At 57.2% G+C, this 19,502-nt stretch carries 19 protein-coding genes; 2 read left to right on the top strand and 17 right to left on the bottom strand.

Annotated features, from left to right (window positions below; genetic code table 11):
- Positions 1-60 precede the first annotated feature (60 nt).
- The 3 genes from ACFSW5_RS06175 to ACFSW5_RS06165 form a co-directional block, all read right to left on the bottom strand.
- The gene (locus ACFSW5_RS06175; protein ID WP_379270534.1) at positions 61-999 is read right to left on the bottom strand and encodes a methylenetetrahydrofolate reductase; all 939 of its coding nucleotides are present in this window, start codon (positions 997-999) and stop codon (positions 61-63) included.
- 110 nt (positions 1,000-1,109) lie between these two features.
- A complete protein-coding gene (locus ACFSW5_RS06170; protein WP_379270533.1) occupies positions 1,110-1,661 on the bottom strand; it encodes a DUF402 domain-containing protein in 552 nt (183 codons plus the stop codon).
- 115 nt (positions 1,662-1,776) lie between these two features.
- Positions 1,777-2,643, bottom strand: a complete 867-nt coding sequence (locus tag ACFSW5_RS06165; RefSeq protein ID WP_379270532.1) for an ATP-dependent DNA ligase — start codon at positions 2,641-2,643, stop codon at positions 1,777-1,779.
- Between the two features lie 133 nt (positions 2,644-2,776).
- On the opposite strand from ACFSW5_RS06165, the gene ACFSW5_RS06160 reads away from it, so the two are divergent.
- A complete protein-coding gene (locus ACFSW5_RS06160; protein WP_379270531.1) occupies positions 2,777-2,992 on the top strand; it encodes a small, acid-soluble spore protein, alpha/beta type in 216 nt (71 codons plus the stop codon).
- Positions 2,993-3,066: 74 nt separating this feature from the next.
- Here ACFSW5_RS06160 and ACFSW5_RS06155 read toward each other — a convergent pair whose 3' ends face one another.
- The 11 genes from ACFSW5_RS06155 to ACFSW5_RS06105 form a co-directional block, all read right to left on the bottom strand.
- Positions 3,067-3,834: a YhcN/YlaJ family sporulation lipoprotein gene (locus tag ACFSW5_RS06155; protein WP_379270530.1), complete on the bottom strand. Its 768-nt coding sequence runs from the start codon at positions 3,832-3,834 to the stop codon at positions 3,067-3,069.
- Positions 3,835-3,943: 109 nt separating this feature from the next.
- Positions 3,944-5,392, bottom strand: coding sequence for a bifunctional 2-methylcitrate dehydratase/aconitate hydratase (locus tag ACFSW5_RS06150; RefSeq protein ID WP_379270529.1), 1,449 nt, complete (start codon positions 5,390-5,392; stop codon positions 3,944-3,946).
- A gap of 195 nt (positions 5,393-5,587) precedes the next feature.
- Entirely contained in the window at positions 5,588-6,727 is a 1,140-nt protein-coding gene (gene prpC, locus ACFSW5_RS06145) for a bifunctional 2-methylcitrate synthase/citrate synthase (protein ID WP_379270528.1), read from the bottom strand.
- Positions 6,724-7,617, bottom strand: a complete 894-nt coding sequence (prpB, locus tag ACFSW5_RS06140) for a methylisocitrate lyase (protein WP_379270527.1) — start codon at positions 7,615-7,617, stop codon at positions 6,724-6,726. Before prpB ends, prpC begins: the two co-directional genes overlap by 4 nt.
- On the bottom strand, positions 7,618-8,775 hold the full coding sequence (locus tag ACFSW5_RS06135; RefSeq protein ID WP_379270526.1) for an acyl-CoA dehydrogenase family protein: 1,158 nt from the start codon (positions 8,773-8,775) through the stop codon (positions 7,618-7,620). It lies immediately after the preceding gene.
- Between the two features lie 45 nt (positions 8,776-8,820).
- Positions 8,821-9,675 carry a 3-hydroxybutyryl-CoA dehydrogenase gene (locus ACFSW5_RS06130; RefSeq protein ID WP_379270525.1) on the bottom strand — a complete coding sequence of 285 codons (855 nt, stop codon included), beginning with the start codon at positions 9,673-9,675 and terminating at the stop codon, positions 8,821-8,823.
- 37 nt (positions 9,676-9,712) lie between these two features.
- Positions 9,713-10,882, bottom strand: a complete 1,170-nt coding sequence (locus ACFSW5_RS06125) for an acetyl-CoA C-acetyltransferase (protein ID WP_379270524.1) — start codon at positions 10,880-10,882, stop codon at positions 9,713-9,715.
- On the bottom strand, positions 10,875-12,026 hold the full coding sequence (locus ACFSW5_RS06120) for an acyl-CoA dehydrogenase family protein (protein WP_379270523.1): 1,152 nt from the start codon (positions 12,024-12,026) through the stop codon (positions 10,875-10,877). Before ACFSW5_RS06120 ends, ACFSW5_RS06125 begins: the two co-directional genes overlap by 8 nt.
- Positions 12,027-12,279: 253 nt before the next feature.
- On the bottom strand, positions 12,280-13,335 hold the full coding sequence (locus ACFSW5_RS06115; protein WP_379270522.1) for a glycosyl transferase: 1,056 nt from the start codon (positions 13,333-13,335) through the stop codon (positions 12,280-12,282).
- Complete coding sequence (locus ACFSW5_RS06110) at positions 13,316-14,470, bottom strand: glycosyltransferase (RefSeq protein ID WP_379270521.1); 1,155 nt, start codon at positions 14,468-14,470, stop codon at positions 13,316-13,318. The genes ACFSW5_RS06115 and ACFSW5_RS06110 overlap by 20 nt, the downstream gene beginning before the upstream one ends.
- Complete coding sequence (locus ACFSW5_RS06105; protein WP_379270520.1) at positions 14,467-15,507, bottom strand: sugar phosphate nucleotidyltransferase; 1,041 nt, start codon at positions 15,505-15,507, stop codon at positions 14,467-14,469. The genes ACFSW5_RS06110 and ACFSW5_RS06105 overlap by 4 nt, the downstream gene beginning before the upstream one ends.
- Before the next feature lie 469 nt (positions 15,508-15,976).
- Between ACFSW5_RS06105 and ACFSW5_RS06100 the strand changes: the two genes are divergently transcribed.
- Positions 15,977-16,462, top strand: coding sequence for a hypothetical protein (locus ACFSW5_RS06100; RefSeq protein WP_379270519.1), 486 nt, complete (start codon positions 15,977-15,979; stop codon positions 16,460-16,462).
- A gap of 105 nt (positions 16,463-16,567) precedes the next feature.
- Here the strand turns inward: ACFSW5_RS06100 and ACFSW5_RS06095 are convergent, their stop codons facing one another.
- The 3 genes from ACFSW5_RS06095 to ACFSW5_RS06085 all read right to left on the bottom strand — a co-directional run bounded on the left by ACFSW5_RS06095 (position 16,568) and on the right by ACFSW5_RS06085 (position 19,264).
- On the bottom strand, positions 16,568-17,653 hold the full coding sequence (locus tag ACFSW5_RS06095) for a glucosaminidase domain-containing protein (RefSeq protein ID WP_379270518.1): 1,086 nt from the start codon (positions 17,651-17,653) through the stop codon (positions 16,568-16,570).
- Between the two features lie 351 nt (positions 17,654-18,004).
- Positions 18,005-18,823 carry a squalene/phytoene synthase family protein gene (locus ACFSW5_RS06090; protein ID WP_379270517.1) on the bottom strand — a complete coding sequence of 273 codons (819 nt, stop codon included), beginning with the start codon at positions 18,821-18,823 and terminating at the stop codon, positions 18,005-18,007.
- A 138-nt stretch (positions 18,824-18,961) separates the two neighbouring features.
- Positions 18,962-19,264 (bottom strand): DivIVA domain-containing protein, encoded by a 303-nt coding sequence (locus tag ACFSW5_RS06085; RefSeq protein ID WP_379270516.1) that lies wholly within the window; start codon positions 19,262-19,264, stop codon positions 18,962-18,964.
- Between the last annotated feature and the right edge of the window lie 238 nt (positions 19,265-19,502).

Here is a 19,502-nt window from a genome sequence, read left to right as displayed (position 1 = left end):
TCCCCTAATGAAACAGGCTGACGAAAGTCTTCCACGACTTTCGTCAGCCTGTTTGAATTTTTAGCGGATGCCTACGGCAAGCTTGCGGTTGATCATCGCTTTAATATCCTTTGCCAATTGCACGGAAGCTTCGATCTCCACCTTGCGAGTCGAGACGCTTTCGATGCTGCAGCCGATCGGAATACCCTTGTCCAATCCGAATTCGAACAGCTCCTCGAATATTTTCAGGGAAAGAACAATGGACTTGTCCAAGATGTCCTCGCAGTTGCGCAGATCGTTCTCCAGCCATTTCGGAATGCTGATGCCCAGCCACTTCATGAATTCCAGCGTTTTCTGGGAACCGCACGGCGCAAGGTTGAACAAGATCGGAACGAGCTCGTTCCCTTGTTCCTTGCTGTAGTAATAATAGTCGGACAGCATGTTCTTCGACGCTTCGATATTGTAAGCCGCCTGGGATATAAAGAAGCTGCAGCCGCCGTTTACCTTCTCCGTGATGCGAAGATGCTCGTCGTTTTTCTTCAAATGTCTTTCGGGGATCACGACGCCGCCGAGCATCAGCTTGTCGTTCAGCCTTCGGCTTAGCTCGTATGCCGCAGGCAGCTTCATCGTTACCTGCTGCTTGCTGGAGGATGATCCGACGAATACGGAATAACGGTCCTGGCCGGGATCCTTCTCAAGCCAGCGCGACAGCTCCTCTTCGGTATTATTGCCGACGCAGCGGTAAATAATTTTGGGAACGTCCCAATGGCTTAAGTACTGTTCGCTGTAAAAGCCCGGATCGAGCGTCGTCAAATAAGGAAAAGGCCTCGTTTCGTCCGTGCGGTCCGTCTCGTCCTGCACGTCGTAAAGGACAAGCCCGTCGATTTCCAGCCCTTGCAGCCTTTCGTATTGCTTCTGGGCGATTTCGGCAATTTTTTCGGGCTCGTACGTCGATTTGGGAGGCGTAATTCCGTATGTTATAATTCCCGGCTCGCGGTTTAAAATTTTATCCTTTAGCATGTTTCTCCCTCATTGCTCTCCATGATTTATACGGCAGTTTACTAACGCTTTCATTTACGCATAAAGGCATTGTTGGATATTCGCGGAACCCGCTTATTTATTTAGTTGTACTATTTTAATTCCCTGCTGTCAAGTCGGAATTCATTCAAAGCCGCTTCCGCCGGAATACGGCCGATAAACCGTTCGATCGAACCGTCAAACGGAAAAGCCTGCTCGCGGACTCGCTTTTTCAACTGTTCGAGCTCCGCTCTCGCCTTGCGGACAAGCCAATCCGGATACCCGAACGTCCTTTGATGATGCTCGAATTCTTCCTCGTCCACGACCTTCCATTCTCCGTTCTCGCAGACGTAATCCAGATCGAGATCGACGAACGTAATCCGGCCGCCTTCAATCCGGGCAGGCTGGTTAATATTGCAATAGTATTGGGAGATTCGCCCGTCTTTCACGTCAGCCGCTACCGTAAACCATAGCGACGAAGACATAAATTCAATCGTCCAGTTATTGAGCGTAAATACGCTGTTCTTCGTATAATGACGAAGCCGGCGGCCGTATTCGGCGAGCAAAAAAACGTAATCGTCCTTCTGCTCCAGCACCCCGGCCTCCCATTCGTAATGCGGTTTGTCGCCGTATTTCATGGCCCGGATTTGCATCGTTCCGCCCAAGCGCCTTCTTCCTTTCATTTATCGAATAGCCGAATTTAATTGTTCAAAATAACGTCCCCGGCCCCTCATAGGGCGACGCAGAGCGCCGCGAGAGCCGCATATCCTACCAACAAGGTCAATATACCGGCAACGACGATGTAAATGCGGCGAATTCGGGCTTTCGCGGCAGCCCGTCTCTCGTAAGGCCGCGAAACTTTATGCGTATGCCGATGCCGGGGTTCAAATAGACGAAGCTGCGGTCCTCGCCCGTAATCATCGTCCGGGCCTCTTTCTCGAAAGCAAGGCGGACTCCCGGATCGACCGCCCGCTCAAGCATTCCGGCCGGTTCGCCGCTGGCCTCCAGCAGCCAGCCGAAGCCGTCCTTCCGGTATCCGTATACAACGGCATCCTTATATTCGTAATGCGGAATGGTCAGCCAGTCCGCGCTACGCTCGGGGGCATATTCGCTGTCTTTCCGCTTCGCCATGATGCCGACAAGCTTTAGCCGTCTCGCCGCGGCGTAAGCGCGCATGCCGAACGTATCTTGATGGCGCAACAGATGAATATGCTCGTTTCCGGCCAGCAGCTTGGCGAGCAGCCTTTTTCGTTCAAGAAGCGGCCGCCCTCTTAAATCGCGGCCGTTGTAATACACGATGTCAAAAACAAAATAATGCAGCGGACGCTCAAGCGCCGCTTCCCGAATACGCGTCTCCCGCGACAACCGAAAACGTTCGGCGACGGTCTCCGGCTCCATCAGCCCCGTTTCCGGATTGACGTAGACCGCTTCCCCGTCCAATGCAACGTCGGCCGGCTCCGCAAGCGGCACTCTGCACAGCTCGGGATATTGTCGCGTCACATCATGCCCATACCGATTATACAATGACGCCTTCCGGTCATGAAACGATAAAATAAGCCGCCTTCCGTCCAGCTTCGGTTCGAATATGTACCGTTCGTCGTCGAACGGTTCCGGACACGCCACGGGCAGCATTGGGGCTATAAACATGCCGATCCCTCCATGCTACCATTCTATCACGGAAGGAGGCGGGCGCGAGATCGGTAATTTTCACGCCGATCGCATAACTTTTCCAAGCCGATAACATAATAACTTCAAATCCAATAAAAGGAGTGGATATCTTTTGGCTAGAGGACGTTCCCGCAATCAGTTGCTTGTTCCCGAAGCAAGGGCGGTTTTGGAGCAAATGAAATTCGAGGTTGCGACGCAGCTTGGCATTCAGCTTCCGGCAGACGGATACTACGGCAACATGACCACTCGGGACATGGGACTGATCGGCGGCAACATTACGCGGCGCCTCGTGCAAATTGCCGAGCAGCAGATCGGTGTCCGGATCTGAAACCAAATGCCGTAAAGCCGCGACAATTCCGTCAGACCGGATTTTTCGCGGCTTTACGCTAGGAGAAAATGTGCTTAACGGAAAGGCTCGGTTACGGTACGGCCGATATCGTTGATCAAATCGGCTACGTCGTCGGCGAAATTGCGGACAGGGCGGCCGTTCAGCGGAGCCATGCCGTTGCCGTTGCCGTTGCCGTCAGGCGTCATATCCGGATTCAATCCGCGGATGCGCGTATTCAAGTTCCGGTCCGACGTAACGTAAACATTGTACCCCGGGTGAGCGTCCTGCACCGAACGCTTCACCTTGTTCACGAGATTGGACGTATTCGTGCTGCCGTTGCCATTGCCCATGGCATGCCCGTGACCGTTACCGTTACCGTTACCGTTACCGTTGTCGTTCACATCCAGACCGATGATGGCGTCCTTGCCGTAAACGACAACCGTCGCGCTGTTCACGCCTTTAATGGCGGAGACGTGCTTCGCGATTTTTTTGGAGACGGTTTTGTCGTACGCATTCCGGTTGCCGTTGCCGTTTCTCATGTCGTTGTCATTGACGCCGAGATCGCGCATCCCCGTGAAAGGACCGTTGCCGGAATAAGTGCGGTTCGTGCCGTAATTGTTGTTGTACTGGTTCAGCCCGTTGTTACGGATGTTATCCGTAGCGAGATTGTTCATCCCGTTGCGGGTAAAGCCGTTTGGATTGAAGTTGTTGGCATTATACCGGTATTGATTCGTTCTTACGCCGTTGTTGTCGCGGTTGTTATCGCGGTCGTAAGTCGCGCAGCCAGACATTGTCATGGCAATCGCTGCGGAAAGTACAATTGCGCTATAAATTTTACGCATAGTTGATTATCGCCTCCCGACAACTAATATGCCCGGGGCGAATGTCGCTCATGCAAGACGAAAACTGCCTTGATTTCCCGATGCTTACGCCGCTTTAGCCTTCTGGCCGCTATCGGCGGAGCCGCAGCATCTCCGTAAATTCGTGGACCGGCAGCGCAGCCAGCCTGGAGGAATCCTGGAATATGTCGTAAATCGAATCCGCTTGGCTCGCGGGAAAACGGCTTCCGGCATTGTGCCGGAATTTGCGCTCCAGAAGCGGGATGGCTTCCGCCCTTCTGTTGCGATGCCCGATCGGATACTCGATTTCGACTTTGCCGGAACAAGTTCCGTCCTTATAAAATAGTTGCACCGCGTTTGCGATAGACCGCTTGGACGCGTCCATGTAATCCCGCGAATAACGTTTGTCCTCCTTCACCGTCATCAAGCTTCTTAAACGGTCGATGCGAGGGTCGGAGGCCGCTTCGTCCTCGTAGTCTTCCGCTTTCAAATCCCCATGCAGCAAGCCGATCGCTACCATGTATTGCAAGCAGTGATCGCGGTCCGCCGGATTGCGCAGCGGCCCCGTCTTATCGATGATCCGCATGGCCGACTCATGCGTCGTCAGCTCGATCCGGCCGATGTCCTCGAGTCTGCCTATCGCTTCGGAATGCAGCTTGACGGCGCATTCTACGGCCGTCTGGCCGTGAAACTCGGCCGGATATTTGATCTTGAACAATATATGCTCCATGACGTAGCTTCCAAGATCGCGGCTTAGCGTAACCGGCTTTCCCCGGAACAATACTTCGGAGAATCCCCACGTAGGGGCGCTGATCGCCGTCGGGTATCCCATCTCTCCCTTATAAGCCAGCAAGGCAAGAAAGACGGCCCGGCTCGCCGCGTCCCCCGCCGCCCACGACTTGCGGCTGCCCGTATTCGGCGCATGCCGGTACGTCCGCAGCGGGTGTCCGTCCAGCCAAGCTTGCGACAATGCCGCAGCGATCTGCTCGCGCGAGCAGCCGAGAAGCCGGGCGGAAACGGCTGTCGAAGCGATTTTGACGAGAATGACGTGGTCCAGCCCAACCCGGTTAAAGCTGTTGTTCAGCGCAAGCACGCCTTGAATTTCATGCGCCTTGATCATTGCCTCCAGCATGTCGCGTACAAGAAGAGGCGCGTCTCCCTCCGCGATGCGCTTTCGGCTGACATAGTCGGAAACGGCCAGAATGGCCCCGAGATTGTCCGAAGGATGGCCCCACTCGGCCGCCAGCCAAGTATCGTTATAATCGAGCCAGCGGTTCATCGTGCCGATGTTGAAGGCCGCCGCCACCGGATCAAGCTCGTAATCGGTACCGGGAACTCGCGCGCCGCCGGGCACGACCGTTCCGGGTACGACAGGCCCCAGCAGCTTGGCGCATTCCGGAAACCGAAGCGCCAGCAAGCCGCAGCCGATCGTGTCCATCAGGCATAGCCGAGCCGTCTCGTACGCCTCCTTGCTGTCGATGACGCCATTCCAAACATAGTCGGTTAAAATGGAAAGCAGCTCGTCGGGCTGCTGCCGGCCGTGTTCGAAGCTGGTTGTCATAGACACGCCTCCTCCCGCATTTGATTTACTTGCGCATTAGGCCGCATTTTTTACGCCGGTTGCTTGAATGATTGCCGTTGAGCCAGCTTTTGCCCCGCGCGGATGGTTTTTCTTCGTAAGCCCGAGCGTCTTGCTCACGTAAGCCGGCTTGCGTCGGCTGTTCTTGGCCATACACTTGGCAGGCCGGTACCGCCTTTACGGCGTAACCGCCCCTTGTCCTCGATCCTCAAGCCGAAACCAGGGCAGCGGCTCGGGTCCTGTATATTCGGCGCTGGGACGAATAAGCCGGTTTGACTCGCGCTGCTCGATGATATGGGCGGCCCACCCGCTTATGCGCGAAAAGACAAATACGGGCGTAAAGAACGAAACCGGTATTTGCATAAGCGTATATGCCGACGCGCTGTAAAAATCAAGGTTCGGAAACAATCCCTTCTCTCTTCTCATCACTTCCTCGATCCGCTCGGATACGGTAAACAGGCGCCAGTCGCCGTTCTGCTCCGAAAGCGTTCTCGATAAAGCTTTAATGATGTCCGACCTCGGGTCCGATACGGTGTATACGCGGTGGCCGAAGCCCATGACCAGCTTTTTGCCCCCCAGCAGCCGCATGACGCCGGCTTCCGCTTGTTCGGGGTTTTCATACCGGCCGATCAGCTCCATCGCCGCTTCGTTGGCCCCTCCGTGCAGCGGTCCCCGGAGGGTGCCGATGCCGGTCGTAACCGCGGAGTAGAAATCCGACAGCGTCGAGGCCGTGACGCGAGCGGCAAATGTCGAGGCGTTATACTCATGCTCCGCGTACAAAATAAGCGAAACGTCCATGACCCGCTCGTGCAATTCGGCCGGAGGCCGGCGGTGCAGCAATTCAAGGAAATGGCCGGCGACGGAATCGCTTTCCGTTTCGGTGTCGATCCTGTCTCCGCTTTGATGAAAATGATGCCAATAAAGAAGAACGGACGGGCTTATCGCCAGCAGCCGGTCCGCCAGCTCCCGGGGGTCCGTCGCTTCCGTTTCCGGCTCGAAGGATGCAAGCGCCGAAAGCCCCGTGCGCAACACGTCCATCGGATGCGAGGACGCCGGCAAGCATTCCAGCAGCGTCCGAAGACCGGGCGGGATGGTCCGGCCGGCGGCCAGCTTCCGCTTGTAGGCGGCCAGCTCGCCGGCATCCGGCAGCTTGCCGCGTATGAGCAAATAAGCCGTTTCCTCAAACGTGCCGTATTCCGCCAAGTCGTGTATCGAATAACCGCGGTACGTTAATCCTTTGCCCGTCTTTCCCACGGTGGATATCGCCGTTTGGCCGGCGATGACCTCGGCGAGACCGCCGCTTTTTTTCGTTGTCATGAAGGCTCGCTCCTCTCCGCTTCAAACAACAAGTCCAGCTTCCGCTCGTACTCCTCGTATTTCAAAATGTCGTAAAGCTCCGCCCGCGTTTGCATCAGACCGACAACGCTACGCTGCGTACCCTCCTCCCGGATCGCCCGGTATACCCGCAAGGCGGCCGCACTCATCGCGCGAAAGGCCGACAGCGGGTACAGCGCGAGCTGCACGCCGGCTGCGGCAAGTTCTTCGGCCGTAAATAAGGGCGTCTTGCCGAATTCGGTCAGGTTGGCCAGCACCGGAACCCGGACGGCGCTTGCGAATCGGCGATAGTCGTCCAGCGTAGTCACCGCCTCGGGAAAGATCATATCCGCTCCCGCTTCCACGAAGGCGCACGCCCGCTCGATAGCGGCATCCATGCCTTCCACCGCAATGGCGTCCGTGCGCGCCATAATGACAAAATCCGGATCGGTTCGGGCGTCCGCGGCCGCTTTGATCCGGTCCGCCATCTCGGACACGCTCACGATCGCTTTACCGGGGCGATGGCCGCACCGCTTCGCCGCAACCTGATCCTCGATATGGATCGCCGCCGCTCCGGCCGCGATCATCTCCCGCACCGTACGGCCGATGTTAAACGCCCCGCCGAAGCCGGTATCGACGTCCGCAAGCACCGGCAGCCCCACCGCGGACGTAATCCGCCGCACTTCCTCCACATGGTCGTGCAGCGTCGTCACGCCCAAGTCCGGCAGACCATGCGACGCATTGGCGACGCCTGCCCCCGATACGTACAACGCCCGAAATCCGGCGCTTTCGGCAAGCATCGCCGCATAGGCATTGACCGCTCCGGCGATCTGGAGCGGCCGCTCCGCCTGCAGCGCATCGCGGAACTTCCGGCCGGGTGATCCGCCCATCATTCATACGCCTCCTTTTTTCATCAATTGTCCGCTGATCACAATGCGGTGAATTTCGTTGGTCCCTTCATAGATCTGAGTGACTTTTGCGTCGCGGAACAACCTGGCCGCCGTCTGCCCGGCGGGGCGGGTTGAGCCTCCCAGCGTGCGAACGGCCGCTCCCGCCGCTCCGACAGCCGTATCCGATGCCAGCAGCTTCACCATCGACGCTTCCTTCGTGCAGGGCTTCCCTTCCTGCCGCAGCGCTGCCGCGCGATAAACGAACAGCCTTGCCGCTTCGACGTGCTCTATCCAATAAGCAAGCTCCGCTTGCGGAGCGCCGACCGGCACGGCTCTCCGTGCCTTGCTGCCGTCCGCTTTCGGCAACGCCGCTTCGCACATTAAGCCAAGCGCCGCTTCCGCGATTCCGAGCGACTGGGCCGCAATGCCGATCCGGCCGCCGTCCAGCGAGCCCATCGCAATGGAGAAGCCTTGCCCTTCTTCCCCGAGCCTTTGTTCGGCCGGAAGCCTCACGTTGTCCAATACGATGCAGCATGTTTGCGAGCCGTGCAGCCCCATTTTTTTCTCGTTGGGGCCGATCTTGAAGCCTTCCGCATCCTTCCCCACCACGAATGCCGTAATGCCTCGCGTCCCGCGTGAAGGATCGGTTACCGCGAACACGACGTACAAATCCGCCGCTCCGGCGTTCGTGATGAACGTTTTCGTCCCGTTCAGCACATACTCATCGCCGTTCCGGACGGCAGAAGTCCGGATCGAACCGGCATCCGAGCCGGCCCAGGGCTCGGTCAGCGCAAAAGCGCCCAGCAGCGCGCCCCCGGCTAGCGGACGGACAAACCGCTCCCGCTGCTCGTCCGTGCCGTACCGCAGAATGGGCAGCGTGGCCACGGAAGTGTGAACGGACAAAATGACGCCAAGCGCTGCGCTTTCTTTGGAAAGCTCGTGCACGGCCATCGTATACGACACGAAATCCGCTCCTCTGCCGCCCCAGGCTTGCGGGACCGGAATGCCCGTCAGGCCAAGCTCCTTCAGCCTGGCGAAAAGTTCTTGGGGAAACCGCTTATCCCGCTCCATCGCCGCAACCGCCTGTCTCACCTCGGTCGCCGCAAACCGCCTCGCCAGGTCGCGTATCGCCTCCTGCTCCTTCGTAGGGCGAAGCTCCATCGAATCCGCCTCCCGCCTCAGCCGGTCCCCCGGCTCGGCCGTTCATTAAGCGTAAACGTAAAAACCGCGGCCCGACTTCCGTCCCAGGAATCCGGCCTGCACATAATTGCGCAGAAGGGGGCAAGGCCGGTACTTCGAATCGCCGAAGCCGTCGTGAAGCGTCTCCATAATCGCGAGGCACGAATCAAGGCCGATCAAGTCGGCAAGGGCAAGCGGCCCCATCGGATGATTCATCCCGAGCCTCATGACGGCGTCGATATCTTCCGGCGAAGCCACCCCTTCATAAAGCGCGTAAACCGCTTCGTTAATCATCGGCATTAGCAGCCGGTTGGACACGAAGCCGGGGTAATCGCGCGCTTCGACCGGCGTCTTGCCCAGCTTCCGGGCAAGCTCCTTGACCGCCGCGAACGTTTCGTCCGACGTAGCGAGCCCGCGAACGAGCTCGACGAGCGCCATGACGGGCACCGGATTCATGAAATGCATGCCGATCACCTTGTCCGGACGTCTCGTCGAAGCCGCGATTGCCGTGATAGAAAGAGACGACGTATTGGTTGCCATAATCGTGTCCGGCCCGCATTGGCGGTCCAGCTCCGCGAATAATTGCCGCTTGAGCGCAAGCCTTTCGGGAACGGCCTCGACGACCAGCCGGGCATCCCCGATGCGGTCCAGCTCCGTTACCGGAACGATTCGCGCCACCGTTTCTTCGCGCTCGCGCTCCGTCATCTTCCCTTTGGCAACGAATCGGGCAAGCGAATCGCCGATGACCGCGAGTCCCCGCTTCAACGCGCCTGGCTCCGTGTCGTAAAGCGCAACGGTAAGTCCGCTTGCCGCCAGCACCTGGGCGATGCCGCTGCCCATCTGCCCGGCCCCGAGCACGGCCGCTTTCTGCAAACCGAGCATAATAAGCCTCCTCCCGCCCGATTTCCGCTAATAATAACTAACCGTCCACGCGCACAAGAATCGCGTCCCCTTGTCCGCCGCCGCTGCATATAGCGGCAATTCCAAGTCCGCCGCCGCGAAGCGCAAGCTGGCGAACAAGCGTAAGCACGATACGCGCGCCGCTCGCCCCGATCGGGTGGCCCAGCGCAATCGCTCCTCCGTTGACGTTCACCTTCTCGGCGTTCCAGCCAAGCAGCCTTCCGCAGCACAACACGACCGAAGCGAACGCTTCGTTCACTTCAAAAAGGTCGATATCCTCCAAACGGTAACCGGTTTGCCCCAGCAGCTTGGTGATGGCGAGCGCAGGCGCTTTGGCAAGCCCGGAAGGCTCGACGCCGACCGTCGCATGCCCGATGATCGTTGCGGCGGGATTGTATCCGAACCTGAGCGCGCGGTCGCGGGACATGACGACGAGCGCGGCCGCGCCGTCGTTCACGCCGGGCGCATTGCCCGCCGTCACGGTGCCGCCATCGGCGAATATCGGCTTTAAAGCCGCAAGCTTCGCCAGGCCGGTATCGGGCCTCGGTCCTTCGTCTTCGGCAACGGTACCGTTCTTCGTTTCGTACGGAACGATCTCGCCGTCCCAGTACCCGGTCTTTCGCGCGGCAAGCGCCCGTTCGTGGCTGCGCAGCGCCCATTCGTCCTGCTCTTCCCGCGTAATGCCGTAAGCGTCGGCGGTGCGTTCGCCGTAAACGCCCATATGGACTTGGCCTTCCGCGCAGAACAGTCCGTCCTGGATCATCAGGTCCGTCAATGCCGCGGATCCCATCCGCGCGCCCCATCTGGCCGCCGGCACCGCGTAAGGTGCGTTGCTCATGCTTTCCATGCCTCCCGCGACGAGCCCTTCGGCGTCGCCGGCGCGAATCATCTGGTCGGCAATCGTAATGGCCCGCATGCCGGAGGCGCATACTTTGTTGATCGTCTCCGCCGGAACGCCGTCCGGCAGTCCCGCCCGGCGCGCCGCTTGGCGCGCGGGAAGCTGGCCGGCCCCCGCCTGCAGCACCATGCCCATCAGAACGCCGTCGACATGCTCCGGCGCGGCGCCGCTTATTTGCAGCGCCCCGCGAATCGCCGCGCCGCCGAGCCGGACCGCCGGCTCCTCCTTCAACATCCCGCCCAGCTTGGCGAATGCCGTTCTCGCCCCGCCGAGAATAACCGTTTCATGCATCCTTATCCCCTCCATGGCCGCAGATCATATCGCGTATATTGCCCGCCGCACGGACTTCGCGGGCCGCTTCCAAGCTTTTCGCATCGCGGAGCATCCGCTCGACTCCGTATTCTTGCATATACCCGTTGCCGCCGAAAATTTGAACCGCGTCCAAGCAGACCGCAACAGCCGCTCTTACGGCATAATTGCCTGCAGCGGACGCCTCCTTCGCGCACGGCAGCCCTTCCTGCAGCCGCCATGCCGCCTGGTAAGCCAGCCATCTGGAGGCGTCCGTGCGCACGGCCATATCCGCCAGCTTAAAGGCGATCGCCTGCTGCTTTTCAATCGGCGTTCCGAATTGCTTTCGCTGCTTCGCGTAGCTTATGGCCGCTTCCATCGCTCCTTGCGCGATGCCGGCGGCAATCGCCGCTTCTCCAATCGATTCCAAGACGGCTGCATGGCGCGCCGCTTCCTCTCCCTGCCCTTTCTTCCCCAATCTGTCCGCCTTCGCCGCCTTGGCCCCGTCCATCGCTAACGCGCCCGGCGCTGCAGCGCGGAGTCCAAGCGCAGCCGATTCTTTTTGCAGCGACAGCGAACCTGTTTCGGACGCCGCTGAATCCGCGCATTGCACGATGAACGCGCTGCTCGCCATAGATCTGCGTTTGCCGGAAACCGTTTCCTCGCAAGCCGTAACAAGCAGCCGGTCCGCAGCGCCGGCGTTCGCCTTGATCGGCCCACTGCCGGAAATCGAATACGCTTTATCCGTCTTACGGTACGTCATGCCTTCCCCAAAATATCCCGCTCCCAGCCTCCTGCCGCCCGCAAGGGCCGGAAGCAGCTCCCGCTTTTGCGCGTCGCTGCCCATCCGGTACAACGGCCATGCCAGCTGAGACGTGTGCGCGGCGACCGCCATCGCCGTCGAAGCGCAACAGCGGGACAGTTCTTCCAGCACGACCGCAAAAGCAAGCGCGTCGCCGCCGGCTCCGCCGTACGCCTCGGGAATCGGAACTCCCCATAAACCAAGCTCGGCCATCTGCCGCAGCAGCTTCGGTTCGATTCGCCCTTCCTGGTCGCGGCGGACGGCGCCGGGCCCAACCACCTCTTCCGCAAAGGTCCGAATCGCCGACCGCATCAGTTCCGTCTCCTCCGGCAGTCTGAAATGCAAGCAATCCCCCTCCTAGATCAAGGTAGAAAACTCGGGCGGGAAACGATTCTACGATGATGTATATGAGCGGGCGGATGCCGATCATGACCTCCTGGCAAAAGAAGGGTCTCCATGGAAGAACTTTTTTGAAACGACAAAAAAGAAGCCTCCCTCGGAAAACGGGAAGCTTCGTGCAACCATTTCCAAGGATGGCTTCTTTTTTGTTGCATAACTAGAAATTAACGAGAAGATCGGGACGAATTCCTCTACACCGTTACGTTGTGCCGACCAATGAATGATACAGCGATTCGGTCAGCAAATAAGCGATTGTCGCTTCGGCTCCTTTATTCCGATTCAATCCGTTTTCTTCCAGGCCGTCGCAGGCCGCTCCTTCCTTGACGTCGGCAATCGGCATCCCGGCGTCGTTGTCGCCATGGAACCAATTCCGGCACCGTTTCGCGACGTCGGCGTAATCCTTGTCCCGGGTTATTTCGTAAGCTTTGGAGACCGCCAGCATCAATTTCATGACGTCGATCGGCTGCTGATCCCACATAGCCCGATGCCCGGGGGTACACCAGCCGCGGTTGCCGACCGGCCGTATCCGTCCCTCTTCATCCGCGGACAGCCGTATGAGGAAACGAAGGCTTTGTTCGGCAACGTCCAACAGCTCCGGCCGCCCGGTCGCTTCATAAGCGGACAGAAGCCCCCACGGAAGGACGCCGTTGCTGTACGTAAGCGCCGGCTCGTACCAATGCCATCCGGTCTCCGGGCGGGCATGGGTACGGTAGCTGCCGATCAGCCGGTCGGCCCAGCGTTCCGCCGCTTCCCGCAAATCGAAATCGAACGGGCAGCCGGAGCGCAGCAGCAAACTGACGGCCGCGAGCGCATAAGCCCGCCCGCGCGGAAACGCCATTTCCTCCGCAAGCGGCAGCGCCTTCTCGAGCATCTGCTTGGCGGCGAGTTTACGGTCCTCGTCTTGAAGCGTCGTTAAGGTTAACGCCGAAGCCCATATGCAGCGCCCGAGACAATCGTCCGATGGCGTCTCGTCTTCCGGCGTTCGGTCGAAAGCGATATTGTTATGAAAATGCCCGTCTTCCCGCTGCACCCATAACATAAAGGACAAATAAGTATCGATCAGCCGGTGCAGCTCCTCTTTCTCGTCCCCTTCGGCAACGTCCAGCCAGGCGAGACACGCCCATAGCGCGCGCGCCTGATCGTCGGTGCTGTATCCTTCCTTGCGCCGCGGGATGATGCCGAGCGCGTGCTCGGCAATGCCCGTATCGTCCGTCATCCGGCGGATATGCTTCAAACTAACGGGTAACGAAGGCAAGCCTGCTCACCTCGGAAAATAAACGTTCATGCTTCTTGCCGACGGTGGGCCAATGCATGCCGTTTCCGATCGTCTCGATTTTTTTGCCCCAGCCTTTGAGCAGGACGTCGTTCTGCAGCAGCGAGACGATCTTCGCCGACCACGCCTTGGCGTCGTCGTGCGGCAGGAGCAGCTCCGGGTAATCCGCCAGCAAGTCTTGCGCGTAGCTGTACGGCGTCGTCAGAACCGGCCGGCCGAGACCGACCGCATAGGCAAGCGTTCCGCTTGTGATCTGCTGCATGCCCGGGTAAGGGGTCACGTATATGTCGCAGGCCGAAAGATGATTCACCAGATCGTTTTCTTCCATATAACGGTCGATCATGACGACGTTCCGCTCGATGCCGCCCGCTCGAATCCATTCCATAAGCTCTTCGCGGTATCGCTCGCCTTCTCGCCTCTTGACCTCGGGATGGATCTGGCCGACGATGGCGTACAGCACGTCGGGCACTTCCGCAGCCACTTCGGGAAGAGCTTTCAACAGAAGCTCGATCCCTTTGCCCCGGCTAAGCAAGCCGAAAGTCATCAGCACCTTCCGGTTTTGCCAGCCGAGCCTCTCTCTCAGCTTTTGCCTGCTCTCGAGATTCGGTTCGGGGGCGCCGTGCGGAATGAAATAGATCTTGTCTTTGGAAACGCCAAACGCCTTATGCAAATAATCGATCGCCTTCCGGTTCATGACGATGATTTTGCTGCTGCGGTCGGCAATTTCCTTCTGAATCGGCGCGTACGGCGGCTTCGGCTGCTCAAAGACGGTATGAAAAGTCGTGATCAGCGGCTTCTCCAATTGCCGGATAAACGCAAGAATATGCGCACCCGCCTCCCCGCCGAAGATGCCGAATTCATGCTGGAGAGAAACGACGTCGACGTCCGAATGGTTCACCTTCCGCGCCATCTTCGCATAAGCCGCCTCGTCGTCGCGCTGCAGCGGCCATAGAAGCGGATCGACATCCCTCTCTTCCTTCCAGTCGGAAAGCGCAATGACCGGGTCCTTGTCCCTTCTTCCCTTCGCGCCGTTCACCGCTTGCCTTAAATGAAACGTATACGTCGCAAGCCCGCATTTTTTGGGCACATATGTACTGACATACGCAATCTTCGTCATGCTTCCTTCGCCTCCATTCGATTCATGACCGCTTCGTGCATGATTTGTCTTGAACCGACCTCAAGCCCGTATCCGAGAATACAATTGTTCAAATGCACGGCGTCGTGAGCCGTGCAGTTGTCCCACATGATCGTCTCCGAGCAGCGCACGCCTTTACCGATCTCGCAGTTGTCACCAAGGACGGCGAACGGCCCGACGATGGAGCGTTCCCCGATCTTGCAGCCGTTTCCGATCAGAACGGGAGGAATCAGCAGCGCGCCCGGGGCAATTTCAGAGCGATCGCCAATCCATATGCCGCTGCCTCTCTCTTCGCCGTCAAGCGGAAGCCGGCAAACGCGGTTCAACAGATCCCAATGGATGGCGCGGTACCGCTCTTTCGTCCCCATATCCATCCAATATCCGGAAATGACTTTGCCGTACACGCCGGCATTTTCCTTGATAAGCAGCGGGAACGTCTCGCGTTCGATCGATACCTCGCGATGATCCGGGATATATTGCAGCGATTGTTTCTCCATGACATAGATGCCGGCGTTGATCCGGTTCGACGGCGCCTCATCCCGGCGCGGTTTCTCCACGAACCGGATAATGCGATCCTCTCCGTCCTGCTCGATTACGCCGTAATGCGACGGATCTTCGACCTCCGTCAAGCCGATCGTAACAAGCCCGCCGCGCATCCGGTGAAATTCCAGCAAGTCCGCCAGATCGGCTTCCTGGACAATATCCGCGTTGACGACGACGAAGCGGTCGTCGAGATACGGCTCCGCGTTTTTGATCGCTCCGGCCGTTCCGCGCAGCGTATGTTCGACGGCGTATCGGATGCGGACTCCCCATTTGCTTCCGTCGCCGAAATAATTGCGGATTTGCTCGGAATAATATTGAACCGCCATAACGAAGTCGCTAAAGCCCTGATTCTTCAACTGCAAGACCAGATGCTCCAGCCACGGCCGGTTGCCGACCAGAGCCATCGGCTTCGGCATATGGTCCGTGAGAGGCCTTAGCCTCGTCCCCATTCCTCCCGCCAGCAGTAATGCGTTCATCGCACATCACGCTCCTTATCAAAAGTTAGAAAAAAAAGAACTTTTCACACCGGGGACCTTCACGCCTTGCGGCCAAACAATTCGAAATACGCGTCCCCTTTAATAGCAACCACGCATTAGAAATCATTTGTGGAGCATGCCGAAATTTAAGCAAACGTCCAGCAAAAATCTTCGATTTGAAAAATCCTTCTCGATTTTTCCCATTTGAAAAGGTTACGATTGGCTGTTAGCACTCATCAGCATTTAGTGCTAACAATAGTGTATGGCGAATCAAACCGGCATTTCAATATCCGTTGCGATTCGATTTCGGCCGAATATCCGTATTTTTTTTTATTGTTCCTTTTTTTCACGGCGCTTGCACCGAATTTCTACCGTTTTTTTCTTCCCGCATTGCCTTTTTTAGCGGACGGAACGAACCTATGGTATAATCACTTCGCTGAAGAAAGAATGCAAACGGAGGATTCCATTCATGCTATCGTTCGAACAAAAGGTTGCGATCTGCGCCTCCTTCCCGGAGCTTGAGCGCAGCGACGTCTCGCTCGGGCGCGTCAATTTTCAATTTCCCGAAAGCGTTTATGACCGCAAAAACGTCGTTTACCATCTTCATCCGAACGGCAACGGCTTTGTTTACGCGGGGAAGATTCAAGGCTATGCGAAGGATGCGAAAGGGCTTGTCAATATTCGCGATTTCACCGAGGAGGAGCTTCGTTCCTTGATTCGATCGTCTATCGACGCGCTTTCGGAACCGCCTTCCGGCAGCTCGCAGGCGGCCGCCGGAAACAAGGAAACGGAGGAACGCTGGACAGGACCGGACGGCAGCGTTCTAACGGTAAAAATAGAAGACGGGTTGTGGTATGTTTACTCCGGAAACAACCTGGACATGGCTTTTGAAAGCTACGAGGAGGCCGTACAATATTTGGAGGAGGAAGGCTTCGGCCCCTCTCGTTCTTCCTGAGACGAAGGCCCGCTATAAGGCTAAAAGGTCTGGACGGACATTATCGTCCGATCCAGACCTTTCACGTTTATCTATGGCAAATCGAAGACGGTCTTCGATCTATGGTCAAAGTTTTTTATAATCCCTTTTCATAATATTCATGACGAGGCTTGCCCATTTCGGGTTGGCCGGACAATATTTTTTGGCGATCTTTTCGATCGTCGTAAGCCCTTTGCCTACATAATGCTTCGACAGCAGCTGGCCGAATTTTCGGACGCTGTCCCCTTTGGTCTCAAAACTAAACGCCTTATGATTTCCTCCGCCCGTCGCATTCAGTCCGAACAAATTGTTTTTGTTTTTGGCGAGCTTGCTTTTGCCGTTTCCGCTTTCCAGCTTCATGACGGCGATCGTAAACAGCGCATTAATGCCGTATTCCTCTTCGACTTCCAATACAACCTCTTCGATGCCGTGTCCTTCCAGCTCCGTCCCTTCAAACAGCTCCGAAATATCCGCTTCGGTAAGATCCGACGCCGTTTCGACCTTTGATGTCGGTTTGGCCGGCTTGGCCGGCTGCCGCTCGGTATCGTCCTGCTGAAGCGTCAGCTTCGCCGCTTCCTGCCCCGGCTGCGCATCGCCCGCTAACGTCTGCAGATGAAGAGGCGGCGTTGTTTGCTTAACCGCGGCAAGCTCGATCGCGGAGACGGCCTTTGCGTATTTGCCGTTAACATAACCTCCGTCCTGCAGTTCCAGCCAGCCGCTTGGCAGCTGCTGCTTGACTGCAAGCTCCATCCCGCGGTCGACGACTTTTACGATCTTCGTTTCCGCATCGGGACCGGACCGTACGTTCAAGTGATAAGCGGTAACCTGATAGAGCTTTGCGGGTTCCTGGCCGGATGCTTTGGTAACGCTGGCTGCGGCGCCCGACAGCTGTTTTGCCGCCGTCGCCTGCTCGCCGGCCGATCGTTCCGCGGACGGTTGACTCGCCGGCTCTGATAACGCGGCCGCGGCCGGACGCTTCCCGGACCATTCGAGCAGCACCGGCTTCTCCAATCCAATCGCATGCCAGTTATGTATACCGTTCAATATCGCTATGTTCGGCTCATGGGCTTTCACCATAGCCGCTTTGATCGTCGTCTGGAAACGCACCTCAACGATGACAAGCAAAACCATGCTCAGCAGATAGATCCATAATTGCTTGTTCCCTTTTCGCATGACTACACCTCTTCCCATTTTGATAAGGTAACTCGTCACGATATAGGTTAGATTGTACACACGCGGCAAGGAAAAACGTGTCAAACGATGAGCGTGTTTTTCCTGTTTCTTTGTCGACCTCTTACAGGTTACGGAAAAAGGGGCGAACGGAGCCGAATAATTTTATGCCGGCGGGTAGTTCTAGACGGGCTGTTCGCCGCATAGGCCGCATTCGATGTAAACGCTTCATCCCCGCTTTGGGACCAACATCCCCGGAACCTGTCGGCAGCTCGTCTTAACGTGCAGCCATGCAACGCCAAAAAGCCGGATTCTCCATGAATCCGGCCGGTCGTGCCATACTATTCGTTTCGGTTACGCTTTGCCGACGATTTTATGGACCATCTCGCGCGTCAGCTTATTGCCGCCTACCGCAATCAGGTTTGCCGTCGCATGAGCCAGCGCCAGCGGAATTTTGCAAAATTCTTTGGCCGGCCCTTTCTTAAGCTCCTTCGTGTACTCGTCGGCAAGCCGCAAATTGCGGCGCGTATACGCCAACATTTCTTTGTTTCCCCATCCCGTCGGGTAGAAATCGACGCCACGTTCCAGATCTTCTTTCCGGTTGCGCATGATGTTAACCGCCTGCAGTCCCCGGCCGAACGCAACGGCTTTCGCGCGGTCCGAATCGGTGTCGTCATACCACCGCCACAAATCCGATAGCATCTCGCCCACCATGCCGGCGACGCTGTATGTATACCGGTCCAAATCGTCTTCGGTATGGATTTGCCACTTGTTCTCCACCCATTCCGCCATTTGCTTGGCCATTCGGGACGTATACTCCAGAACGGTGCCGACGATTGATGGAGGGCAAAGCTGAACCCAATCGGGAAGGCGGAAGCTTACCGCGGGCAAAACGTCTTGATGAGGCCCCAGCAGCTTGCGGACTTCATCCAATAAGTAAGGCTTCTTTACCGCATCGTGAACGCCGTGCAGCAGGCTTGTTTTCAAGGAATCGGGCAACTGTTCATGGTCTTCGATTTCGTCAATCGCCCGCATGCATAGGTAGGCAGCGCTTACAGCTTCTTTAAGCCCCTGTTCCAGGCGGCTGATCGGAATGAAGAAGGTGCGGCTCGTTTGCTGCAGCATGGTCATTGCGTCATTCGTAACGAAGTTCGTAATCGGTGGTCCCTCCAAATCAATCAGCATCTTGTACTACTATGATACCATACGTTCAAAGGCAGACCAAATTTCGGACCGGCGCCGCAAAAAAAGGCCCGGCGAGACGCGATTGTCCGCGCCGCCAAGCCTTTCCGGGCCGCTATCCCCTTCGCGTTAAACGCGAGGACGCAAATACTCTCTTCTTTCGCCGAACACCTTGATTTCAAGGTCTTCGAGCCTTCTTTTGATCATAAACTGATCGTAGGACTCTTTGTTTTTCATCAACTCGGCATGGATGTCCGCAAGATCCGCTTCGAAGCGTGCGATAATCTCCTGCATTCTCGTGTAGTCTTTTATAATTTCATCGAGGTATTCGTCAACCTCCTCCATGCTGTATCCTCTTGTTTTTCTTTTGAACTGCTTGTCGTGAACGGACTGCGCATCCAGCTGGATGCCGTATTGAGCCATGTTCCCCATCTTCAAACTCCCCTCGAACCAGATCGATAAATGGGCCGTAATCCCATTACCTACCCTATAATATACGACTTATTTCGACTTTCTGCAAAACAAGCCGAAACTTTTCTTCTGTCCCCGTCAAAGAACGAACCGTTCCGGCGTTAATTAAAGCCGTCCCGGACGGAACCGCTTGGAACGGGCCGAACGCCGCGAAGCAGCAAAAAGTCACAGAGGCTCGAAGAGCTCCTGTGACTTTACC

This window comes from Paenibacillus thailandensis, assembly GCF_042685365.1.
Taxonomy (GTDB): domain Bacteria; phylum Bacillota; class Bacilli; order Paenibacillales; family Paenibacillaceae; genus Paenibacillus_AP; species Paenibacillus_AP thailandensis.
Note: the sequence above shows the minus strand (reverse complement) of the source record. Positions and strands in the feature narration are given on the sequence as shown.